Below are 19,661 nucleotides of genomic sequence, written 5' to 3' on the forward strand. Positions count from 1 at the left end.
GGACCTCGTCTACCTCGGACTCACCGCGATCCTGTTCGCGCTCACGCTCGGGCTCATCCGAGTGTGCGAGCGGGTGAAGGAGTAGCTCGCATGTCCACTCTCTACTGGATCGGTGCGGTCGTGTCGGCGCTCCTGTTCGTCTACCTGGTGGTCGCAATGCTGAAGCCGGAGTCCCTGCAATGAGCTGGCAGTCCTGGGCGCAGATCCTGCTGTTCTTCGCGGTGCTGCTCGCCGCCGTGAAGCCCCTGGGCAGCTACATGGCGCGCGTCTACGAGGGCGAGCCGGTGCTGCTCGAGAAGGTTTTCGGGTCCATCGAACGGTTGATCTACCGCCTCGCCGGAGTCGAACGCGACGCGGACGATCACTGGAAGAGCTACGCGGTAGGCATGCTGGTCTTCAACATCTCCGGGCTGGTCGTGGTCTACCTGCTCCAGCGCCTGCAGGGCTCCCTGCCGCTGAACCCGCAGGCCCTCCCGGCGGTGACCCCGGACAGCTCCTGGAACACGGCCACGAGCTTCGCCACCAACACGAACTGGCAAGGCTACGCCGGGGAAGCGACGCTGTCGTACCTGACGCAGATGCTCGGCCTGACGGTGCAGAACTTCGTGTCCGCAGCGACTGGAATGGCGGTGCTCGTCGCCCTCATCCGAGGGCTCGCGCGGAGGAGCGCCACCGGCATCGGCAGCTTCTGGGTCGATGTCACTCGCGGCACGCTCTACGTGCTCTTGCCGCTCTCGTTCGTGGTCGCGCTGGGCCTGGTCTCCCAAGGCGTGGTGCAGACGTTCTCGAGCTACCAGACCGTCCCGCTGGTGGAAGGGCTGAAGGACGCCGACGGCAAGGCGGTCGTCGGTCAGGTGCTGGCGCTCGGCCCGGCCGCCTCGCAGATCGCCATCAAGCAGCTCGGCACGAACGGTGGCGGCTTCTTCAGTGTCAACTCCGCTCATCCGTTCGAGAACCCGACGGGCCTCGCGAACATGATCGAGCTGCTCTCGATCCTGATCATCGCCGCCGCGCTCTGTCACACCTTCGGCAAGATGGTGAAGGACACCCGGCAGGGCTGGGCCGTCTTGGCCGCCATGTTGGCGATCTTCGTCCCGCTCTTCCTGCTCTGCCTGTGGCAGGAGCAGGCGGGAAACCCGGCGCTCGCGGCGCTGGGCGCCGACCAGGCTCCGAACGCGCTCCACGCGGGCGGCAACATGGAAGGCAAGGAGGCGCGCTTCGGCATCGGTGCCTCCACGCTCTGGGCGACGGCGACCACCGCGGCTTCGAACGGCTCCGTCAACTCCATGCACGACTCGTTCACGCCGCTCGGCGGGCTGGCCCCACTCTGGCTGATGCAGCTCGGCGAGATCATCTTCGGCGGCGTCGGCTCGGGCCTCTACGGCATGCTGATGTTCGCCATCGTCGCGGTGTTCGTGGCGGGGCTCATGGTCGGCCGCACGCCAGAGTATCTGGGCAAGAAGATCGAGGCCTACGAGATGAAGATGGCCTCGATCACCATCCTGGTACCCCCGGCAATCGTGCTCTCTGGAACCGCGGTCGCGGTCGTCTCGGCCGGCGGCCTGGAGACCGTGTACAACCCCGGCGCCCACGGCTTCAGCGAAGTTCTGTACGCGTTCTCGTCGGCGGGGAACAACAACGGCAGCGCGTTCGCCGGCCTCGGCGCCAACACGCCGTTTTACAACACGGCCCTCGGCCTCGCGATGTTCTTCGCCCGCTACTGGCTGGCGATCCCCGTGCTCGCCGTCGCCGGCTCGCTGGCGCAGAAGAAGACCGTCCCGCAGGGCGCGGGCACCCTCCCCACCCATACCCCGCTGTTCGTCGTGATGCTCGTGGCCACCATCGTCGTAGTCGGTGCGCTCACGTTCATCCCTTCACTCGCGCTCGGCCCGATCGTCGAGCAGCTGATGCTGCACTCCGCAGTCTGAGGACGCGAGCATGGCCACCCCGGACACCCACCACCGCCCGCGCGGAGCTGCTCGCCCGCTGTTCGATCCTCCGATCGTGCGGCGAGCCGTTCTCGACGCCTTCAAGAAGCTCGACCCCCGTCACCAGGTTCGGAACCCGGTGATGCTGGTGGTGGAGGTGTGCAGCGTGCTCACCACGGCACTCTTCGTACAGGCCTTGGTCGGAGTGGGGGAGGCGCCGGCGAGCTTCATCGGCGGCATCTCGGCCTGGCTCTGGTTCACCGTGCTGTTCGCGAACTTCGCCGAGGCGATGGCCGAAGGGCGCGGCAAGGCGCAGGCCGACACGCTGCGGAAGGCGCGGCAGGACATCCAGGCCAAACAGCTCCACAAGCCGAGGCGCGACGCCACGCAGACGCTGGTGTCGGCGGCGACGCTCAGGAAGGGCGATCACGTGCTGGTCGAAGCTGGGGACTTCGTGCCGGGTGACGGCGAGATCGTCGACGGTATCGCGTCGGTGGACGAGAGCGCGATCACCGGCGAGAGCGCGCCTGTGATCCGCGAGAGCGGCGGCGACCGCAGCGCCGTCACCGGCGGCACACGCGTCCTGTCGGATTGGATCGTGGTGAGGATCACCAGCAACCCTGGCGAGACCTTCCTCGATCGCATGATCAGCCTGGTCGAGGGAGCGAAGCGCCAGAAGACGCCGAACGAGATCGCGCTCGACATCCTCCTGGCGGCGCTCACCATCATCTTCCTGCTGGCGACGGTGACGCTCTTGCCGTACTCGCTCTACAGCGTCCAGGCCGCAGGCAAGGGGAGCGTGGTCACGGTCACGGTGCTGGTGGCGCTGCTCGTGTGCCTGATCCCGACCACCATCGGCGGCCTGCTCTCGGCCATCGGCATCGCGGGCATGGATCGCATGATCCAGGCGAACATCATCGCCACCAGCGGGCGCGCCGTGGAGGCCGCCGGTGACGTGGACGTGCTCCTGCTCGACAAGACCGGGACCATCACCCTCGGCAATCGCCAGGCCACCGCGTTCTTGCCGGCTCAGGGTGTGCGGGAGTCGGAGCTGGCGGACGCTGCTCAGCTCTCCTCGCTCGCGGACGAGACCCCGGAGGGCCGCAGCATCGTCGTCTTGGCCAAGGAGAAACACGGCTTCCGCGAGCGCGACGTGCACGAGCTCGGTGCGCGCTTCGTGCCATTCTCGGCCCACACGCGCATGAGCGGCGTCGATCTCGACGGCCGCGAGATCCGCAAGGGAGCGACGGACGCCATCGAGGCTTACGTGCGCGAGAAGGGCGGCAGCATGCCGGCCGACGTCAAACGCAGCGTGGAGGAGATCTCCCACCAAGGCGGGACGCCGCTCGTGGTCGCCGAGGGAAGCAGGGTGCTCGGCGTGATCCAGCTCAAGGACATCGTGAAGGGTGGGATCAAGGAGCGTTTCGCCGAGCTCCGCAAGATGGGCATCAAGACCGTGATGATCACCGGCGACAACCCCCTGACCGCCGCTGCCATCGCCGCCGAGGCTGGCGTGGACGACTTCCTGGCGGAGGCGACGCCGCAGGCCAAGCTCGATCTGATCCGCGACCATCAGAAGGGCGGACGCCTGGTCGCCATGACCGGAGACGGCACCAACGACGCGCCCGCGCTCGCTCAGGCCGACGTCGCGGTCGCGATGAACACCGGCACGCAGGCCGCCAAGGAGGCCGGCAACATGGTGGACCTGGACTCGAACCCGACCAAGCTGATCGAGGTCGTCGAGATCGGTAAGCAGCTACTGATGACCCGCGGCGCGCTGACCACCTTCAGCATCGCCAACGACGTCGCCAAGTACTTCGCCATCATCCCCGCCGCGTTCGCCACGACCTATCCTGCTCTCGGCGCCCTCAACGTCATGCGCCTGGCGACTCCGGAGAGCGCCATCCTGTCGGCGGTGATCTTCAACGCCATCGTGATCATCTTCTTGATCCCGCTGGCGCTGCGCGGCATCGGCTACAAGCCGATCAGCGCCTCCGAGCTGCTCTCCAGGCACCTGTTCGTGTACGGGCTCGGCGGGCTGGTCGTACCGTTCGTCGGAATCAAGCTGATCGACCTCTTGCTCGTGGTGCTCGGTCTTGCGTGAAGGAGCCAAGGATCATGTGGAAAGAACTGAGACCCGCCCTGGTCGTTCTGGGCGCCATGACTCTGCTGACCGGTGTCGCCTATCCCCTGCTGGTCACCGGCGTGGCGCAGGCCGCTTTTCCCCGTCAGGCGAACGGCAGTGTGATCGTGAAAGACGGGAAACCCGTCGGCTCCGAGCTCATCGGCCAGCAGTTCAGCGAGCCGAAGTACTTCTGGGGGCGCCTGTCGGCCACGGGCCCGGTGCCCTACAACGCCGGCGTCTCGTCGGGCTCGAACTACGGTCCACTGAACCCCGCCCTCCACGAAGCCGCCAAGGCGCGCGTCGCGGCGCTGCGCGCAGCCGATCCGCAGGCGACCGGCGCGATCCCGGTGGATCTGGTCACCGCCTCCGGCAGCGGCCTCGACCCTCACATCTCGCCGGCCGCCGCCGAGTTTCAGCTGCGGCGTGTGGCCAAGGCGCGCGGGTTGGACGAGGCGCGGGTGCGGGCGCTGGTGACCCAGCACACGTCGCCGCGCCAGCTGGGCGTCCTGGGCGAGCCAGTGGTGAACGTGCTCGGCTTGAACCTGGCCCTCGACGGGCACGGGAGGTGAGTGAAGCGAGATGAACGACGGGCGCCCCGATCCTGAGCGGCTCTTGCTCCGAGCGGAAGCGGAGGAGGCGGAGGAGCGCAAGAAGCTGCGCGGGCGCCTGACCATCTTCTTCGGCGCGGCGCCGGGAGTCGGCAAGACCTACGCGATGCTCCAGGAGGCCAGCTTCGAGCGCGACGTCGAGGACCGCGACGTGGTCGTGGGCGTGGTGGAGACCCACGGCCGGTTCGAGACCACGACCCTGCTCGCCGGGTTCGAGCGGCTCCCGCGGCGCGAGGTCGAATACCGCGGGACGACCCTGGACGAGTTCGACCTCGACGCGGCGCTGGCGCGCAAGCCCAGTCTCTTGCTCGTGGACGAGCTGGCGCACACCAACGCCGAAGGCTCGCGGCACCCGAAGCGTTGGCAGGACGTGGAGGAGCTGCTCGAGGCGGGCATCGACGTGATGACCACGCTCAACGTGCAGCACGTCGAGAGCCTGAACGACCTGGTGGCGCGCGTCACCGGCGTGGTCGTGCGCGAGACCGTGCCGGATTCGGTGATCGACAGCGCCGACGAGATCAAGCTGATCGACTTGCCGCCGGAGGAGCTGCTCGAGCGTTTGCGCGAGGGCAAGGTGTACGTGCCGGCACAGGCCGAGCGCGCGATGGAGAACTTCTTTCGGAAGGGAAACCTGATCGCGCTGCGCGAGCTGGCGCTGCGCACCACGGCCGAGCGCGTGGACGCCGACATGCAGGCCTGGCGCCGCGCACAGGGCATCGAGAAGACCTGGGGCATCAGCGAGCGCATTTTGGTCTGCATCAGCCCGAGCCCGCACTCGGCCCCGCTGTTGCGCGCCGGCCGGCGCATCGCCGCCAGGCTCCACGCCGACTGGTTCGCGGTGAACGTGGAGACGCCGGCGACCCAGTCCCTGCCGGCGACCGAGCGCGCGCGCTTGTCGGCGCACCTGCGGCTGGCCGAGAGCCTCGGCGCAGCGACAGTCACTCTCAGCGGCCAGCGCGCCGCCGAAGAGTTGCTGAAGTTCGCGCGAGAGCACGGCGTCACCAAGATCGTCGTCGGCAAGCAGCGCGTCTTGCGCTGGCGCGACCGTCTTCGGACCTCGTTCGTGGACGAGTTGATCCTGGGCAGCGGGGACATCGACGTCTACGTGACCGCCGGCGAGCAGGAGGACGCGGAGCCCAAGGAGCGGCCTGCGGCGCGCCTCGCGCCGGCGCCGGGAAGCGGCGCGCTGCGAGAGTACGCGATGGGTGCTGCGGTGGTGGCGGCGACGACCCTGGTTGCCTATGCCGTCTTCGGTCGAGACCCGCTGGCCGACGTGGTCATGACCTACCTGCTCGGCATCGTGCTGGTGTCGATGCGGTTTCGCTTTCGAGTGGCGCTCGCCAGCGCGGTGCTGAGCGTGCTGGCGTTCGACGTCTTCTTCATTCCCCCGTACCTCACCTTCTCCGTGGCGGACCTGCGCCACGTCGTCACCTTCGCCGTCATGTTGCTGGTCGCGGTGGTGATCGCCGGGCTCACCCAGCGCGTGAAGGACCAGGCCCAGTTCGCCAAGACCAGCGAGCGCCGCACGGCCGTGCTCTACGCCCTGAGTCGCGACCTGGGCGAGTCGATCGACGAGGGCAACCAGGCGCGGATCGCCTGCCGCCACCTCGAGGACGTGTTCGACGCGACGGTCGCGGTGTTCACCCGGAGCGCGACCGGTGACACCGAGCTCTTGCAGGCGAGCGCTGGGCTGAGCGCGCCGCTCGACAAGGAAGTAGGCGTCGTGCGCTGGGTGGCGAACCAAGCCAAGGACGCGGGGATCGGCACCGACAACGTGCCGGGAGCGCAGGGGCTCTACGTGCCACTCGCGGCGGCGAGCGGCGAGGTGCTCGGCGTGCTCGGCCTGTATCCGAAGAACCCGGAGCGCTTGTCGGATCCGGAGCAGCGCCGGCTCGTCCAGAGCCTCGCGCTCCAGATAGCCTCTGCGATGGAACGCGCGCGCCTCGCCGGCGAAGCGCAACGCGCGCGCGTGCGCATGGAGACCGAGCAGCTCAGGAGCAGCCTGCTCTCGTCCGTTTCTCACGACCTCCGGACACCGCTCGCCGTGATGAAGGGAGCCGCCAGCTCCATCGTGGACGACGACGCGGCGCTACCCCCGGAGACGCGCAGGGACCTGGCCCAGACCCTGCTCGAGGAGACGGAGCGACTGGAGCGCCTGGTGGCCAACTTGCTCGACATGACGCGGCTCGAGTCGGGCGCCGTGCGCGTGGAGAAGGAGTGGCAGTCGGTCGAGGAGATCGTCGGAGGCGCTCTGGCTCGTACGGAGCGCCAACTCGCGCGCCACCCCGTCGAGGTGAGCGTTCCCCCGGACCTGCTCTTGCCGTGCGACGGCGTTCTGGTCGAGCAAGCGCTGGTGAACCTGCTCGAGAACGCTGCGAAGCACACGCCCGAAGGCACCGCGGTGGAGATCTCCGCCGCGCGAGCCGAGCACGACGTGACGCTCTGCGTGGCTGACCGCGGCCCGGGTCTCGCCCCTGGAGAGGAGCGACAGGTATTCGAGAAGTTCCATCGCGGCCCCTCCGAGCAGGCGACGCCGGGCTTCGGTCTGGGGCTGGCCATCTGCCGCGCCATCGCCCTCGCTCACGGCGGTCGCATCCACGCTCGGAACCGCAGCGAGGGCGGTGCGGCGTTCGAGCTCACCCTGCCGGTGGAGGGCGAGCCGCCGAGCGCCCCGCCGCCCGAGATCCCGGACAAGTCCGGCAGCGTCGAGGCCGGATGAACCCGACGAGCCCCCTGATCCTGGTCGTCGAGGACGAGCCGCAGATGCGCCGGTTCTTGCGCGGCTCACTCGGCACGCACGGCTATCGCATCCTGGAGGCGGTCAACGGCGAGGAGGGACTGGCTCGGGCCGCCGCGCACAGCCCCGACGTGGTCCTGCTGGACCTCGGCTTGCCGGACCTCGATGGTCTGGAGGTGACGAGGCGGCTCAGGCAGTGGACATCGCTGCCGGTGATCGTGATCTCGGCGCGCGGCCGGGACGAGGACAAGGTGCGCGCGCTCGACGCAGGAGCCGACGACTACCTCACCAAGCCATTCAGCGTCGCCGAGCTGCTCGCGCGCATTCGCGTCGCGCTTCGTCATGCCGGTCGCGGCAAGCGCGATCAAGAGGAGTCGACCTTCCGCGTCGGCGACCTACGCATCGAGTTCGCCAGACGCCAGGTGTTCGCCGGTGAGGCCGAGGTGCACCTGACGCCCACCGAATACAAGCTGCTCAGCGTTCTGGCGCGTCACGCGGGGCGCGTGCTGACCCACCGCCAGCTCCTCAGAGAAGTGTGGGGGCCGGAGCACGTGGGGCACACGGAGTACCTGCGCGTGTTCGTCGGACAGCTCCGCCACAAGCTCGAGGCCACGCCGGCGCGGCCTCGCTACCTGGTGAACGAGCCGGCCGTGGGGTATCTCTTGAAGGTGGACTGAGCATCGCGCGAGCCGCGCGTCCGCGCCCCTTGTCGCCGCTACGCGGTGGGGGCGCCGCGCAAAGACCCCGGGGCCGGGAATTTGCGCCGAATCGGGTCGTATCAGAGGGCATGCGACTGCGCCTCCTTGCCCTGCCGCTCCTCGCCCTCTGGGGCGGCATCGCCTGCTCGTCCGGGGGAGACGACTCCGGCAGCTCGAGCAGCGAGTTTGCCGCTCGATACTGCGCGCTGTTCAAGCCGTGCTGCGCGAAGGCCGGGATGCCGACCACGCAGAACCTCTGCCACCTGATGTTCGGGGCAGCGGTCGCGAAGGATCAGCAGGCCGCCGAGGAGTGCATCTCCCAATACGAGGCCTGGGCTCAGGAAGCCGACTGGTGCGAGACCTTCGGGTCCAAGCCGCGCCCCGCCAGCTGCGTCAAGGCCTACCCGGAGGATCCGTCCAAACCCAGCGGCTCCAAGAAGCCCGGCGAGTCGTGCAACGTGTCGAGCGATTGCGCGCTGAGCGCCAAGGGCGAGGTGGACTGCTACCACGACTTCGACGCCGACTCCGACTACTGTCGTGTTCGCGTCCTGGCCCCCGTTGGAGCGGCCTGCACGGGCACGAAGCTCGGCAACGTGACGGTCTTCGAGGGGCAGTCGCAGTCCGGCGCGACGGAGGTCAGCGTGTGCCACGTCGACGCGGGCGCCTATTGCGACAACGGCACGTGCGCGGCCCGGGTCGCGGTGGGCGGAGCTTGCGGCGGCTACGCGAGCTGCGCCGGCACCGACACCTACTGCGCGGGGACGTGCAAGACGAAGGTACCGGCCGGCTCGAGCTGCGCCGACAGCTCGGAGGCCTGCCAGGACGACGCCTACTGCCCGTTCCCGGAGGACGTCTGCAAGCCGAGGGCGACCGACGGCGCGGCCTGCTCGAGCAACGAGGAGTGCCTGAGCTCGTATTGTGACGGGACCTGCAAGGCCCACCCGGGCTTTGGCGGGCTGGCGCTGGGCATGTTCTGCGCCTGAGCCCGTTGCTTTGCCTTCTGGCGGATTTGCGCTATTTCGCCAAGCTCCTCGTGCCGACCATCAGCTTCACTCGACCCCACTGCCTGAGCCCGCGGGACGCGCGGGAGACGGCCGAGTCCATCGCGCGCCGCTTCGAGGAGCGCCTGGAGGTGTCGTGGCGCTGGGAGGGTGACGCGCTCCACCTCACCGCAGACCGCGGCAAGGCGCGGGGCGCGTCCGGGAGCGTGCTCGTCGGAGAACGCTTCATCGACGTGAGCCTGCACCTGCCGCTGCACCTCAGGCCGATGCGGGCTTTCTTGAAGGCCGAGTTGGCGCGCCGGCTCGAGCTGTTGCTGGGTCCCGCGCCGGGGTACTGACGCCGCGAGCCAACGGGGTGCCGCCCGGCGACACCGTGCTACGGTCGCCTCCTCATGACCCATGCCGAGGCCGACGTGCTCCGCGCGGAGGTGGAGCGGCTACATGCCCGCGTCGCCGAGCTGGAGCGCTCCTCGGCGCGTCAGCCGGCAGTGTTCCTCGAAGCGCTGCTCAGCGCCCTGCCCGCAGTCGTCATCCTGTTCGACCACGACATCAGAATTCGCTTCATCAGTCGCATGGTGCCGGGTCTCGCCGAAGAGCGCGTGATCGGCGCACCGGCCCTCGACTTCATCCCGCCGGAAGACCACGAGCGCGCCCGCGCCGCCATCGACACCGCGCTGCGTTCCGGACGGCCCGGCGGCTACGAGACCGTCGGGCCGGGTCCACACGGCGAGCACCGCCACTATCAGGTATTCGTCGCGCCGGTGCTGGAACCCGATGGCACGCTGGGGGGCTGCTTCGTGGCAATCGACACCTCGCACCTGCGCGAGCGGGAACGCGCGCTGGCGGAGAGCGAGCAGAAGCTGCGAATCGCGCTCGCGTCGACCAAGCTCGGGCTGTGGAGCTGGGACTTGCGGAGCGGCGAGCTGCTCTGGGACGACCGCATGAGGCAACTCTTGGGCCTGACCGAGTCACTCGCGCTGCCCGACTACGTCGAGCAGGCCGTGCATCCCGACGACCGCGACGCCGTCCGGCGGTCGGGCGAGCGGGCCCTGGCGACCGGCCGCTTCGAAAGCGTCACTCATCGTGTCGTGCGCCCGGACGGGGAGGTTCGCTGGATGCTCACCGTCGGGGAGGTCGAATGCGACGCGAACGGCCGCCCTTTGCGCCTGACGGGAGGCAATCTCGACATCACGGAGCAGCGCGCGCTGGAGGAGCAGCTGCGTCGCGCGCAGAAGATGGAGGCCGTGGGGCGCCTGACGGCAGGCGTCGCCCACAACTTCAACAACATGCTCATGGCCATCCTGCCCAGCCTGGAGCTGCTGCGGCGCGTGGCCCCGGTCTCTCATGTCGCGCTCCTCGACGATGCCGCCGCGGCATCCGAGCGCGCCGCGGACATGGTGCGCAAGCTGATGACGTTCGCCGGTCAGCGCCGCCCGGTCGACCCGCGACCCTGCGACGCAGTCGCCCTCACACGCCACATCGCGGACATGTGCGAGCGTACCTTCGACCGGCGCATCGAGCTCCGCTGTGACATTCCTGCCCAGCCGCTTCACGTCAGGGCGGACGCTGCGGACCTGGAGCAGGTCCTGATGAACTTGCTCTTGAACGCCCGCGACGCCGTCACCGACGCGGGTCGCGACCGACCGCGCATCGAGGTCATCGCGTCGCTGGAAGCGCCGGATCCGAGGCTGCCGAGCGCGGGCGCGCTCGTCGCGCTCCGCGTGCGGGACAACGGTTCCGGGATGAGCGAGGACGCCAAGCAGCATGCCTTCGAGCCGTTCTTCACCAGCAAAGAAGTCGGGCGTGGAACCGGGCTCGGGCTGGCGACCAGCTACGCGTTGGTCCGCGACCTCGGCGGGCTCATCGAGATCGACTCTCGAGAAGGGATCGGAACGACGGTGTCCGTGCTCCTGCCCGCGACCGCTCCAGTGGCGGCAGAGACTGCGGTCCCCGGCCGTGCCCCGGGCCTGACCGACGCGAGAGTCCTCGTGGTCGACGACGAACCGCTGATCCGAAGACTGGTCCAGCAGGTGCTCGAGTCCGCGGGTTGCCGCGTGCGGACCGCGCATGATGGCGATGCGGCGCTGGCGGAGGTCGCGCGCGAGCCTGCCGACGTGATCTTGCTGGATCGGTCCATGCCGGGTACGGCCGGAGTATCGCTGCTCGGCGCGCTACGCGCGCGCGCCCCGAACGCGAAGATCGTCTACTTCACCGGTCAAGAGGTCGCGCCGGAGGAGTACGCGAACGTCGATGCGGTGATCCAGAAGCCGGTGCGAATCGACGCGCTCGAGCGCGTGGTGGCCGAGCTGGTCGGGCTCGCTCGGGGTGACTCCCTCGGCAGCGAATAGGCGCCGGGCGGGCGCAGGGGGAGGGGGCCCGGCGGGACGAAACTTGCCCGCCGTGCGAGAGCGGTGAGATGTGGGACGACGAGCGTGCAATTCGTCCCCACCGATAGCGAGTTCTGGGTGGCGCAAGGGATCGCCCTGGTGTGCGGCGGGTTGGTCGGGCTGGAACGCCAGCTTCGAGGCAAACCCGCTGGCATGCGCACGAGCATGCTGATCTGCGCGGGGACCTGCCTGTTCGTGCGCATCGGCGCCCAGCTCGGCGCCGGCATCGGCTCGAACACCGACGCTGCGCGCGTCGTCGGCCAGGTCGTCACCGGCGTGGGCTTCCTGGGCGCAGGGGTGATCCTGACCCGCGACGGCCTGGTCAAAGGCATGACCAGCGCGGCGGTGGTCTGGATCCTCGCGGCCATCGGCAGCTTGATCGGCGTGGGCCGCGGCGGCGAGGCGCTGGCCGCGACCGGCGTGACGCTCGCCGTCCTGGTCGGCGTGAACCGACTCGAGCGTGCCTATCGCGGCCTGCGCACCGGGGTCCACGCGGACGACTCGATGGAAGAGCCGATGAGCGGGCTGCCGCCGCCGGTGCAACCGCGCAAGTAGCCAGGGCATGGAGGCGGCACGCTCGAAAGCGCAGGGCCTACTCGCAGTGAGCGATCAGCCAGCCGCCGGCGACGTCTTTGTGGTCGAGTGACCCGATCAGCCAGGCGAAGGCCACCCGGCCGCGCGCCGCGGCGACACCGTAGCCGTATCCGTCGAAGCCAAAGTCGGTCCCTTCGATCACGGTCTCGAAGACGGCCGACGTCGCCTGATCGAAGCGCGGAGCAGCGCTCGCCCCCGGGATGCGGACGAAGCCCAGGGCACTGTCCCGACCATGGGCGACATACAGGTCGTCGCCGTCCACCGCCAGGCTCAGCGAGTAGGCCTCGGCGTCCGGAAGCTCCGTCGAAGCCACGTCTTCGATGCCGCCGTCGCCGAGCTCGAAGATTCGGACGAACAGCCCGGAGGGGGTCCTTGCTCCCACCGCCACGCGGGTTCCCCAGGCGATCAGGTCCCCATCGTACGCAAGGGGCAACGCGGGCAACGGCGCAACGGCGAGGTCGAGGTTGTCTCCGAGCAGCGGACCCATGAGCAGGACCAGATGGCCCGGCGCGCTGGTCTGCGTGTCTTCCGCCGAGAGCATGCCGATGACCTCGTTGCTGGTGGCGACGCCGGCGCCTCGCCACTGGCTCTCTCCGAACGGGTGCTCGACCGGCACACTCCCCTTGAGCGCGGAGCCGGCCAGCACTGCACGTTCCGGGACCGCCGCCTGCGTGTAGACGAGCTCCCACTCACCGATCGCCTTGCCAGGAGCGAGCGATCGGCGCGAGGTGCCGAAGCCGAAAGAGGTGGCGTCGTTGGCCACGCCCGCGGGACCGGGCTTCGCGTCGCTGTCGAACGGAAGGAAGGTCATGCCCGCGCCGCTGGCGCAGATCGGCAGCCCTGTCACCGCCATGCCCTGGCCCGCCCGGTACGCGAGGCCCAGACCGTTGGACTGCGCGTACGCACAACCCCCGAGGTCGAGCTCCTCCGGAGCGCCCGTCAGGCCGTCATCGCTCAGCGCGAGCAGGTGGACGCGGTGGGGCTCGCCGCCGAGGTCACCTTGGCTCCGGTAGCCGATGACGAAGCCGGACTCGGTTGCGATTACCGCGGGGCTGTCGGTGTGCATCGAAGCCGTTGCCTTTGGCAGTGAGCCCCGCGACTGAACCACGCACCCGACGTGTGGAGCGCCGGCGCCACCGCCCATCCCCCCGCCGCCTGCCGCGCCGCTGCCGCCGCCTCCGCCGCTCGCGGCGCCCCCAGCGTGCGGCGCCGCCCTCTCGCTCTGCCCGCCGCAGGCGCCGATCGCGAGAGTCAGCGCGAGCACAGGCAGCTGACGGCGCAGCGGCGGGACCGCGCCAGAGGTGGTCCGCTCGCGAGTCCCCATCAGCTGAGGGTAGCACCCTCGGATCGGAAGGCGCGCCTCAGCCCAGCTTCTGCAGCAGCGCCATCGCGGTGGACTCCGCGTGGCTCGGACCTTCTCTGGCCAGGCTCCGCCGGCGCGTGCAGCTAGCCTGGGGCCGTCTTGCGCGTGCTGTTCTTCTCCGACACCCACCTGGGCCTCGACGGGCCGTCGCGCCCCCGCGTCGCGCGCCGACGCCAGGGTGACGATTTCTTCGCGAACACGGAGCGCGCCGTCACGCGCGCCCTGGCGGGTGACGTCGATCTCGTGGTGCACGGCGGCGACGTATTCCACCGGAGCGACGTGCCGCTCTCGCTCGCCGAGCGCGCGTACGCGCTGCTGCGCAGGGTCGCCGATCATGGCGTGCCGTTGGTGCTCGTACCAGGGAACCACGAGCGAGCGGCGCTGCCTTTCCCGTTGCTGTTGCGCCACCCGGCCGTCTTCGTGTTCGACCGCCCGAAGACGCTGGAGCTCAGGCTCGCCGGGCTTCGCGTCGCCATCGGCGGTTTCCCGTACCTCCGTCACGCGCGGGCGAGATTCACGGCGGCGCTCGCGGCGGCGGAGCTTTCGAGCGCGCCGGCAGACCTCCGCTTGCTGTGCATGCACCACTGCTTCGAGGGAGCGCAGGTGGGCCCGCACGACTGGACCTTTCGCGACGCCGACGACGTCGTGCGCGCGGCAGACCTCCCGGAGGGGCTCTCGGCCGTGCTCTCGGGTCACATCCACCGCCATCAGGTGCTCAGGCACGATCTGCGCGGCGCGCCGCTCCGCGCGCCCGTCCTCTACCCAGGGTCGGTCGAGCGGACGAGCAGCGCCGAGCGCGGCGAGACGAAGGGGTACCTGACGCTCGACTTCGACGCCGGCGGGCTCGCCGCCTGGCAACTCCACGAGCTCCCGACGCGACCGCTCGCGGTTTGCACGCTCCGAGCGGGGGAGCTCCGAGCCGAGCTCGAGCGCCTGGCCAGCACGCTGCCCGAGGACGCGGTGCTCGTTCTGCGCGTCGAAGGCAAGGCCACGGAGGCTGAATCGATGCTCCTCAGTGCCGCGGCGCTTCGCGAGCGCTTCGGGCCTCGGGTCAACGTGCGCGTGAGCGCGCCGCGCGATCGCTAGTCGCTGGCACGGCATCGACCACGACCGCTGCGGCGGCCCGCGTGCGCAGGCAGCGGCGGTGAGGCGCGGCTCAGCCCACCTTCAGCACCAGCGCCATCGCGGTGTCACCCGCTGCGCAGCCGCTGAACAGGCCGTAACCACCGCCGCCTGCGACGAGCTCCTCGACGAGCTCGATGCCGAGGCGCATTCCGGTCGGGCCTTGGGGGTGCCCGTAGACCAGCGGCGAGCCGAAGTTGTTGATGGCCTCGAGCTCGAGACCCATCTCCTTGCAGAAGAAGAGGTCGTTCACCGCGAAGGGGTTGTGAGTCTTGATGGCCTTCACGTCGTTGATCCCGATGCCGGCCTTGGCGAGCGCGGCGCGGGCCGCGGGCACCACGGCCTTGGGCATGAAGCCCTTCTCGACGCGGGCCTCGGCGGCGGCGACCACGCGGATGCGCAGCTCGGGCCTCGCGGAGAGCTCGCGGGCGCGGCCCTCGGTCGTGAGCACGAGCCCCGCGTTGCCGTCGGCGGGGTGGGTCTGGGAGCCGAAGCTGACCGTGCCGCCTTCCTTGACCGGCGCGAGCTTCTGCAGGCCTTCCTTCGTGGTCGGGTGGATGCCTTCGTCGGCCTCGACCTTGCCGACCTCCTTCTTGCCACGGCGCAGCGTGACTGGAGCCATGTAGCGCCTCTGGAAGGCGCGGTCGTCGGCCAGAGCGGCCTGGTACTGCGCGTAGCGGAGCAGGGCGACGTCGTCCTGCTGCTCCTTGCTGAAGCCGGCTTCCTTCGCGACGTTCTCGGCCGTCTCGATCATGGCGTTTTTCGCCCAGGGATCGCGGTTGAAGGCGTCGAGCACCGCGTTTTCGCTGGCGCCCGTGCCGCCGGGAGCGGTCGGGTCGGGGTAGTACAGGTGAGGCCCGTTGCTGGTGCGATCGCAGGTCACGGCGAGCACCGCAGCGCTCTGACCGAGCTCGACCTCGGCCGCGGCCGAGGCGATCACGCGCGCGCTGGTGGCGCAGGCCTGGCCGAAGGTCGGGCCGGTGGCGCCCGTCGCGCCGACGAGCGCAGCGAGCCAGGGCGCTCCGTAGAACGAGGAGCGCTGGATCACCGTCATGCCCAGCATCACCGAGTCGAACACCTTGGGGTCGACCTTCTTCGCGGCGAGCACTTCGCTCGCGACTTGCGCGGCGAGCTCCAGCGAGTGCGCGTTCGCGAGCGTGCCCTGCCAGCGGCAGAACGGACTGGACCAGTAGAGACCGTAGGGGACGAAAACCTTCTCGAATGCCATGATCTCAACCCTTCTTCTTGTTCTTCAGCGCCATCACGATCTTCTCTGGAGTGATGGGCAGGTCGTGGATGCGGACGCCCACGGCATCCCAGATGGCGTTGGCCAGGGCTGGCGCCGTCGGCACGAGGCCGGGCTCGCCCACGCCCTTGGCGCCGAAGGGGCCGGCGGGATCGTCGGTCTCGGCGAAGAAGACGTCCACCGGGAAGGCCATCTCGTGCGCGGTGGGGATCTTGTAGTCGGTGAAGCTCGGGTTCAGCACACGGCCCTCGTGGGTCTTCACTTCCTCGTACAAGGCGTAGCCGATGCCCTGCGCCAGACCGCCCTGCACCTGACCGCGCAGCGTCTGCTGGTTCAAGACGCGCCCGACGTCGTGGGCGGAGACCGCCTTCAGGATCTTCACGTCGCCGGTTTCGGTGTCCACCTCGACCTCGAACGCCTGCACGCCGTAGGCGTAGCTCGCGCTCATGTTGCCGACACCCTTCGACCAATCCGGCAGCGTGCTGGGCGGCTCGTAGAACGCCTCCTCGACGATCATCTGGCCATCCCGGCCGCGGAAGTGCAGCGCACGCAGGAGCTTGCCGATCTCGAGCCGGAGCCAGGGCTCGTTCGGCGCGTCCTTGGCGAACAAGAAGCCGTCCACCAGCTCCAGGTTGTCCGCGCGGGAAGCGGCGGCGAAGTCGTAGGCGGGGGGCTGGTAGGCCGGGTTCTTCTTCTGGTACGCCGAGAGGTTCTTCTTCACCTCAGCGGCGTAGACCTCGGAGGCGAGCGCGAAGAGCTTCTTCCGAGCCTTGTCGGCGGCGCGGATGGCCGCGTTCAGCGCGATGAAGGCGCCGCGGCTGGCGTGGGTGCCGACGTCCCAGGGGCAGGTCGCGGTGTCGGTCTGGTTGATGCTGACCTTCTCCGGCAAGACCCCGAGCGCCTCGGCCACGCCCAAGGTCAGCGCCGCGTGCAGGCCCTGGCCCATCTCCACGCCGCCGTAGGAGACGTTGACGTTGCCGAAGTCGTCGAGCTTCAGGATCACGCCGCCGCCGTCGGAGCGGTAGATGCGACCGGAGCCGCCGACGTGGACCAGCGAGGCGACGCCGACGCCGCGGGCCTTGTCCCGCTGCTTGCCGCGCTTCTTGTCCCAGTCGAGGCTCTGCTTGGCGAACGTGAGGCACTCCCCCAGGCCGCAGGTGGTGATGTCGAGGCCCATCGGCGTCTTCTCGCCGGGCGTGTTCTTGTTGATCAGGCGCAGCTCCAGCGGGTCGATGCCGACCTTCTCGGCGAGCTCGTCGAGCAGGCACTCGATGGGCCAGGTCACCTCCGGGTTGCCATAGCCGCGCATGGCCTGGGCGTAGGTGTTGTTGGTGTAGACGAGCTTCGCGTCGAACCAGACGTTCGCCACCTTGTAGAGCGAGGTCGCCGGGATCAGCATCACCGTCGGGTAGGTCGCGCCCCAGGAGGTGTAGGCGCCGTTGTCCTGCAGCACCTCGACCCGGCGGAAGGTGAGGCGACCGCTGGCGTCGCAGCCCTGCACCACCTTCGTGCGCGCGCTCTGGCGCGGCGAGAGGTTCGCGAACTCCTCGCGCCGGTCGTACACGATCTTCACCGGCCTCCCGGTCCTGTGCGCGAGCAAGATGGCGATGTACTCGTAGGCGTGGGTGTCGAGCCCGGTGCCGAAGGCGCCGCCCAGGGTCGGCACGATGACGCGGGCGTTGCGGCCGCCGAGGCCCATGGCCTCGAGGGCGCGCACGAAGTCCTTCTGGGCCAGGAACGGGATCTGGGTCTTGGCCCACATCGTCAGGTTGCCGCGCGTGTCCATCTCCGCGATGCAGCCGGCGGTGCCCAGGCACGCTTGCTGGATCAGCGGCGTGGAGAACTCGCCTTCCACGATGTACTTCGAGGCGCGCTCGCCGGCGGCGAGATCCCCGGACTCGTGGTGCACCTGCACCGGCAAGAGGTTGGAGGTCACCGGGCGCCCGTCGGCGTCCCGGTCGTGCACCAGGGGTGCGCCTTCGGCCAGCGCCTCTTCCGGCGTGAACACCGCGGGCAGCGGCTCGTATTCCACGCGGATCAGCTCGATGGCCTCCGCGGCGATGTCCGGATCGATGGCGGCCACCGCCGCGACCTCGTCGCGGAACTGGCGCACGCGGTCCTTCTTGAGCGCGAAGTTGTCGCGCAGAAACCCGATGCGGAGCTCCGGCGTGTCGTAAGCCGTGATCACCGCGCGCACGCCCGGCAGGGCCAGGGCCCGCGAGGTGTCGATGTGCGCGATGCGCGCGCTCGCGTGCTCGGCGAACTTGATCTTGCCGTAGAGCATGCCCGGGCGGCTGAGGTCGTGGATGTAGTAGGCGCGTCCGGCGGCCTTGTCGGCGGCGTCGGGGCGCGCCGTGTCGGTGCCCACGTGGCGGAGCTCACGCATGTTCGGCTCCCTTCTTCCCACGCTTCGCCGAGGCAGCGAGCTGCACCGACTCGACGATCTGAGCGTAGCCGGTGCAGCGGCAGAGGTTTCCGGTCAGGGCGTCACGGACCTCTGCGTCGCTGGGGCTCTGGTTCCTCTCGAGCAGGGCGTGGGCGCTCAAGATCATGCCCGGCGAGCAGAAGCCGCACTGGATGCCGCCTTTGTCCACGAAGGCCTGCTGCACCTCGGAGAGCTGGCCGCCGGGGCCGACCAGGCCCTCGATGGTCGTGACTCGCTTGCCCTCGACCTCGAGGGCCGGCAAGAGACAGGAGCAAACAGGGCGCCCGTCCACCAGCACGGTGCAGGCGCCGCACTCGCCGTTGCTGCAGCCTTCCTTGGTGCCGACCAGCCCGAGCGGGCCGCGCAGCACGTCCACCAGCCGCGCGTGGGGCTCGACCGAGAGGCGCGCGGGCTCGCCGTTGACCTCGAAGCTGAGAGTGACGCTCATGGCATTGCTCCGTTCATCAAGCGGCGGATCCCGCGCTCGAGCAGCGCCCCTGCCAGGTGGCGCCGGTAGTCGGCGCCGGCTCGCACGTCGCTGATCGGGCGGACCTCGTTCTCGGCGGCCTCACGCGCGCGGCGGATCGTCGCGTCGTCGAGCGGGTGGCCGCTGAGGATGCTCTCGGTCTCGCCCAGGCGCAGCGGGCAGGGCCCGAGGGAGCCCGCGGCGACGCGCGCCCTCACGCACTGCCGTCCTTCCGTCTCGAGGAGCACCGCGACGCTGGCGAGCGCGATGTCCATGCGCACGCGACCCTTCTTCAGGAACACCGCCCGGGCGTTGGGCGCCGGCGCGTCCACGACCACGGCCGAGAGAATCTCGCCGGGTCCCAGCACGCTGGCGCGCGGGCCGACGAAGAAGCTCGCGAGCGGCAGCTCGCGCGTTCCCATGGCCGAGGCGATGCGCACGCGGGCCTCGTGTACCAGAAGTGGCGGTGCCAGATCCGCGCAGGGCGAGGCGTTGCACAGGTTGCCACCCAGCGTCGCGACGTTGCGGATCTGCACGCTGCCGAGCAGCGCCGCGGCTTGGCCCAGGACCGGGAGCGCCCGCGCGAGCCCGGCGTGGCTCTCGAGCTCCGCCACGCGCAGGCCGGCGCCGAGCACGAGGGGCGGGCCGAGCTCGACCTGCGCGAGCTCGGCGATGCCAGAGAGCGAGACCAGCGAGCTCGGCGCGAGCTTGCCCTCGCGGATCCGCACCATCACGTCGGTGCCACCGGCGACGAAGCGGGCTTCCGCGTCGGCGTCGGACAGGCGCCAGGCTTCTTGGAGGGTTTTCGGGCGGTGGTAGTCGAAGGTCATGAGCGATCACCAGTGAGCAGTTCGGGGACTGACTCGTGAATCCCGCCCGAGGCGGTGCGGGACCGGGGTCGGGGTCGGGGTCGGGGTCGGGGTCGGGCAGAGGAAGAAAAGAGGCAACTTGCCGCGTCTCG

Annotated in this window: 16 protein-coding genes; 11 read left to right on the forward strand and 5 right to left on the reverse strand. The window is 69.7% G+C overall.

All coding sequences use genetic code 11. From position 1 onward, the window contains the following. Positions 1 to 90 precede the first annotated feature (90 nt). From kdpF to HS104_40025, 10 genes are all read left to right on the forward strand, one after another. Positions 91 to 183, forward strand: a complete 93-nt coding sequence (kdpF, locus tag HS104_39980; GenBank protein MBE7486138.1) for a K(+)-transporting ATPase subunit F — start codon at positions 91 to 93, stop codon at positions 181 to 183. After that, entirely contained in the window at positions 180 to 1,928 is a 1,749-nt protein-coding gene (gene kdpA, locus HS104_39985; GenBank protein ID MBE7486139.1) for a potassium-transporting ATPase subunit KdpA, read from the forward strand. The genes kdpF and kdpA overlap by 4 nt, the downstream gene beginning before the upstream one ends. 10 nt (positions 1,929 to 1,938) lie before the next feature. After that, a complete protein-coding gene (kdpB, locus tag HS104_39990; GenBank protein MBE7486140.1) occupies positions 1,939 to 4,032 on the forward strand; it encodes a potassium-transporting ATPase subunit KdpB in 2,094 nt (697 codons plus the stop codon). A 14-nt stretch (positions 4,033 to 4,046) separates the two neighbouring features. Next, complete coding sequence (kdpC, locus tag HS104_39995; protein MBE7486141.1) at positions 4,047 to 4,622, forward strand: potassium-transporting ATPase subunit KdpC; 576 nt, start codon at positions 4,047 to 4,049, stop codon at positions 4,620 to 4,622. Between the two features lie 10 nt (positions 4,623 to 4,632). Beyond that, positions 4,633 to 7,380, forward strand: coding sequence for a sensor histidine kinase KdpD (locus HS104_40000; protein MBE7486142.1), 2,748 nt, complete (start codon positions 4,633 to 4,635; stop codon positions 7,378 to 7,380). Continuing rightward, positions 7,377 to 8,075 carry a response regulator gene (locus HS104_40005; GenBank protein ID MBE7486143.1) on the forward strand — a complete coding sequence of 233 codons (699 nt, stop codon included), beginning with the start codon at positions 7,377 to 7,379 and terminating at the stop codon, positions 8,073 to 8,075. Before HS104_40000 ends, HS104_40005 begins: the two co-directional genes overlap by 4 nt. A 110-nt stretch (positions 8,076 to 8,185) precedes the next feature. Beyond that, positions 8,186 to 9,079: a hypothetical protein gene (locus HS104_40010; protein ID MBE7486144.1), complete on the forward strand. Its 894-nt coding sequence runs from the start codon at positions 8,186 to 8,188 to the stop codon at positions 9,077 to 9,079. Positions 9,080 to 9,084: 5 nt separating this feature from the next. Then, positions 9,085 to 9,435: a polyhydroxyalkanoic acid system family protein gene (locus tag HS104_40015; protein ID MBE7486145.1), complete on the forward strand. Its 351-nt coding sequence runs from the start codon at positions 9,085 to 9,087 to the stop codon at positions 9,433 to 9,435. 54 nt (positions 9,436 to 9,489) lie between these two features. Continuing rightward, positions 9,490 to 11,445, forward strand: coding sequence for a PAS domain S-box protein (locus HS104_40020; GenBank protein ID MBE7486146.1), 1,956 nt, complete (start codon positions 9,490 to 9,492; stop codon positions 11,443 to 11,445). Positions 11,446 to 11,529: 84 nt separating this feature from the next. Beyond that, positions 11,530 to 12,039, forward strand: a complete 510-nt coding sequence (locus HS104_40025; GenBank protein MBE7486147.1) for an MgtC/SapB family protein — start codon at positions 11,530 to 11,532, stop codon at positions 12,037 to 12,039. 37 nt (positions 12,040 to 12,076) lie between these two features. On the opposite strand, the gene HS104_40030 is transcribed toward HS104_40025, so the two are convergent. Beyond that, a complete protein-coding gene (locus tag HS104_40030; protein MBE7486148.1) occupies positions 12,077 to 13,402 on the reverse strand; it encodes a hypothetical protein in 1,326 nt (441 codons plus the stop codon). Positions 13,403 to 13,540: 138 nt separating this feature from the next. On the opposite strand from HS104_40030, the gene HS104_40035 reads away from it, so the two are divergent. Further along, positions 13,541 to 14,527 (forward strand): metallophosphoesterase, encoded by a 987-nt coding sequence (locus tag HS104_40035; protein ID MBE7486149.1) that lies wholly within the window; start codon positions 13,541 to 13,543, stop codon positions 14,525 to 14,527. A 70-nt stretch (positions 14,528 to 14,597) separates the two neighbouring features. Here HS104_40035 and HS104_40040 read toward each other — a convergent pair whose 3' ends face one another. From HS104_40040 to HS104_40055, 4 genes are read right to left on the reverse strand one after another with little or no spacing between them, the layout of a single operon-like run. Continuing rightward, on the reverse strand, positions 14,598 to 15,791 hold the full coding sequence (locus HS104_40040; protein ID MBE7486150.1) for a thiolase family protein: 1,194 nt from the start codon (positions 15,789 to 15,791) through the stop codon (positions 14,598 to 14,600). A gap of 4 nt (positions 15,792 to 15,795) precedes the next feature. Further along, positions 15,796 to 18,195 carry a xanthine dehydrogenase family protein molybdopterin-binding subunit gene (locus HS104_40045; protein ID MBE7486151.1) on the reverse strand — a complete coding sequence of 800 codons (2,400 nt, stop codon included), beginning with the start codon at positions 18,193 to 18,195 and terminating at the stop codon, positions 15,796 to 15,798. Beyond that, positions 18,188 to 18,682, reverse strand: a complete 495-nt coding sequence (locus tag HS104_40050) for a (2Fe-2S)-binding protein (GenBank protein MBE7486152.1) — start codon at positions 18,680 to 18,682, stop codon at positions 18,188 to 18,190. Before HS104_40050 ends, HS104_40045 begins: the two co-directional genes overlap by 8 nt. Beyond that, positions 18,679 to 19,530, reverse strand: coding sequence for a xanthine dehydrogenase family protein subunit M (locus HS104_40055; protein MBE7486153.1), 852 nt, complete (start codon positions 19,528 to 19,530; stop codon positions 18,679 to 18,681). Before HS104_40055 ends, HS104_40050 begins: the two co-directional genes overlap by 4 nt. Positions 19,531 to 19,661 lie beyond the last annotated feature (131 nt).

Source organism: Polyangiaceae bacterium (assembly GCA_015075635.1).
Lineage (GTDB): Bacteria > Myxococcota_A > Polyangia > Polyangiales > Polyangiaceae > JADJKB01.

Bases quoted from the DNA above. Each gene is read 5' to 3' on its own strand.
- HS104_40020 (MBE7486146.1), top strand. From the start codon at position 9,490: ATGACCCATGCCGAGGCCGACGTGCTCCGCGCGGAGGTGGAGCGGCTA.
- HS104_40045 (MBE7486151.1), bottom strand. From the start codon at position 18,195: ATGCGTGAGCTCCGCCACGTGGGCACCGACACGGCGCGCCCCGACGCC.
- HS104_40050 (MBE7486152.1), bottom strand. From the start codon at position 18,682: ATGAGCGTCACTCTCAGCTTCGAGGTCAACGGCGAGCCCGCGCGCCTC.
- kdpF (MBE7486138.1), top strand. From the start codon at position 91: ATGTCCACTCTCTACTGGATCGGTGCGGTCGTGTCGGCGCTCCTGTTC.
- HS104_40010 (MBE7486144.1), top strand. From the start codon at position 8,186: ATGCGACTGCGCCTCCTTGCCCTGCCGCTCCTCGCCCTCTGGGGCGGC.
- kdpC (MBE7486141.1), top strand. From the start codon at position 4,047: ATGTGGAAAGAACTGAGACCCGCCCTGGTCGTTCTGGGCGCCATGACT.
- HS104_40030 (MBE7486148.1), bottom strand. From the start codon at position 13,402: ATGGGGACTCGCGAGCGGACCACCTCTGGCGCGGTCCCGCCGCTGCGC.
- HS104_40000 (MBE7486142.1), top strand. From the start codon at position 4,633: ATGAACGACGGGCGCCCCGATCCTGAGCGGCTCTTGCTCCGAGCGGAA.
- kdpA (MBE7486139.1), top strand. From the start codon at position 180: ATGAGCTGGCAGTCCTGGGCGCAGATCCTGCTGTTCTTCGCGGTGCTG.
- HS104_40040 (MBE7486150.1), bottom strand. From the start codon at position 15,791: ATGGCATTCGAGAAGGTTTTCGTCCCCTACGGTCTCTACTGGTCCAGT.
- HS104_40055 (MBE7486153.1), bottom strand. From the start codon at position 19,530: ATGACCTTCGACTACCACCGCCCGAAAACCCTCCAAGAAGCCTGGCGC.
- HS104_40005 (MBE7486143.1), top strand. From the start codon at position 7,377: ATGAACCCGACGAGCCCCCTGATCCTGGTCGTCGAGGACGAGCCGCAG.
- kdpB (MBE7486140.1), top strand. From the start codon at position 1,939: ATGGCCACCCCGGACACCCACCACCGCCCGCGCGGAGCTGCTCGCCCG.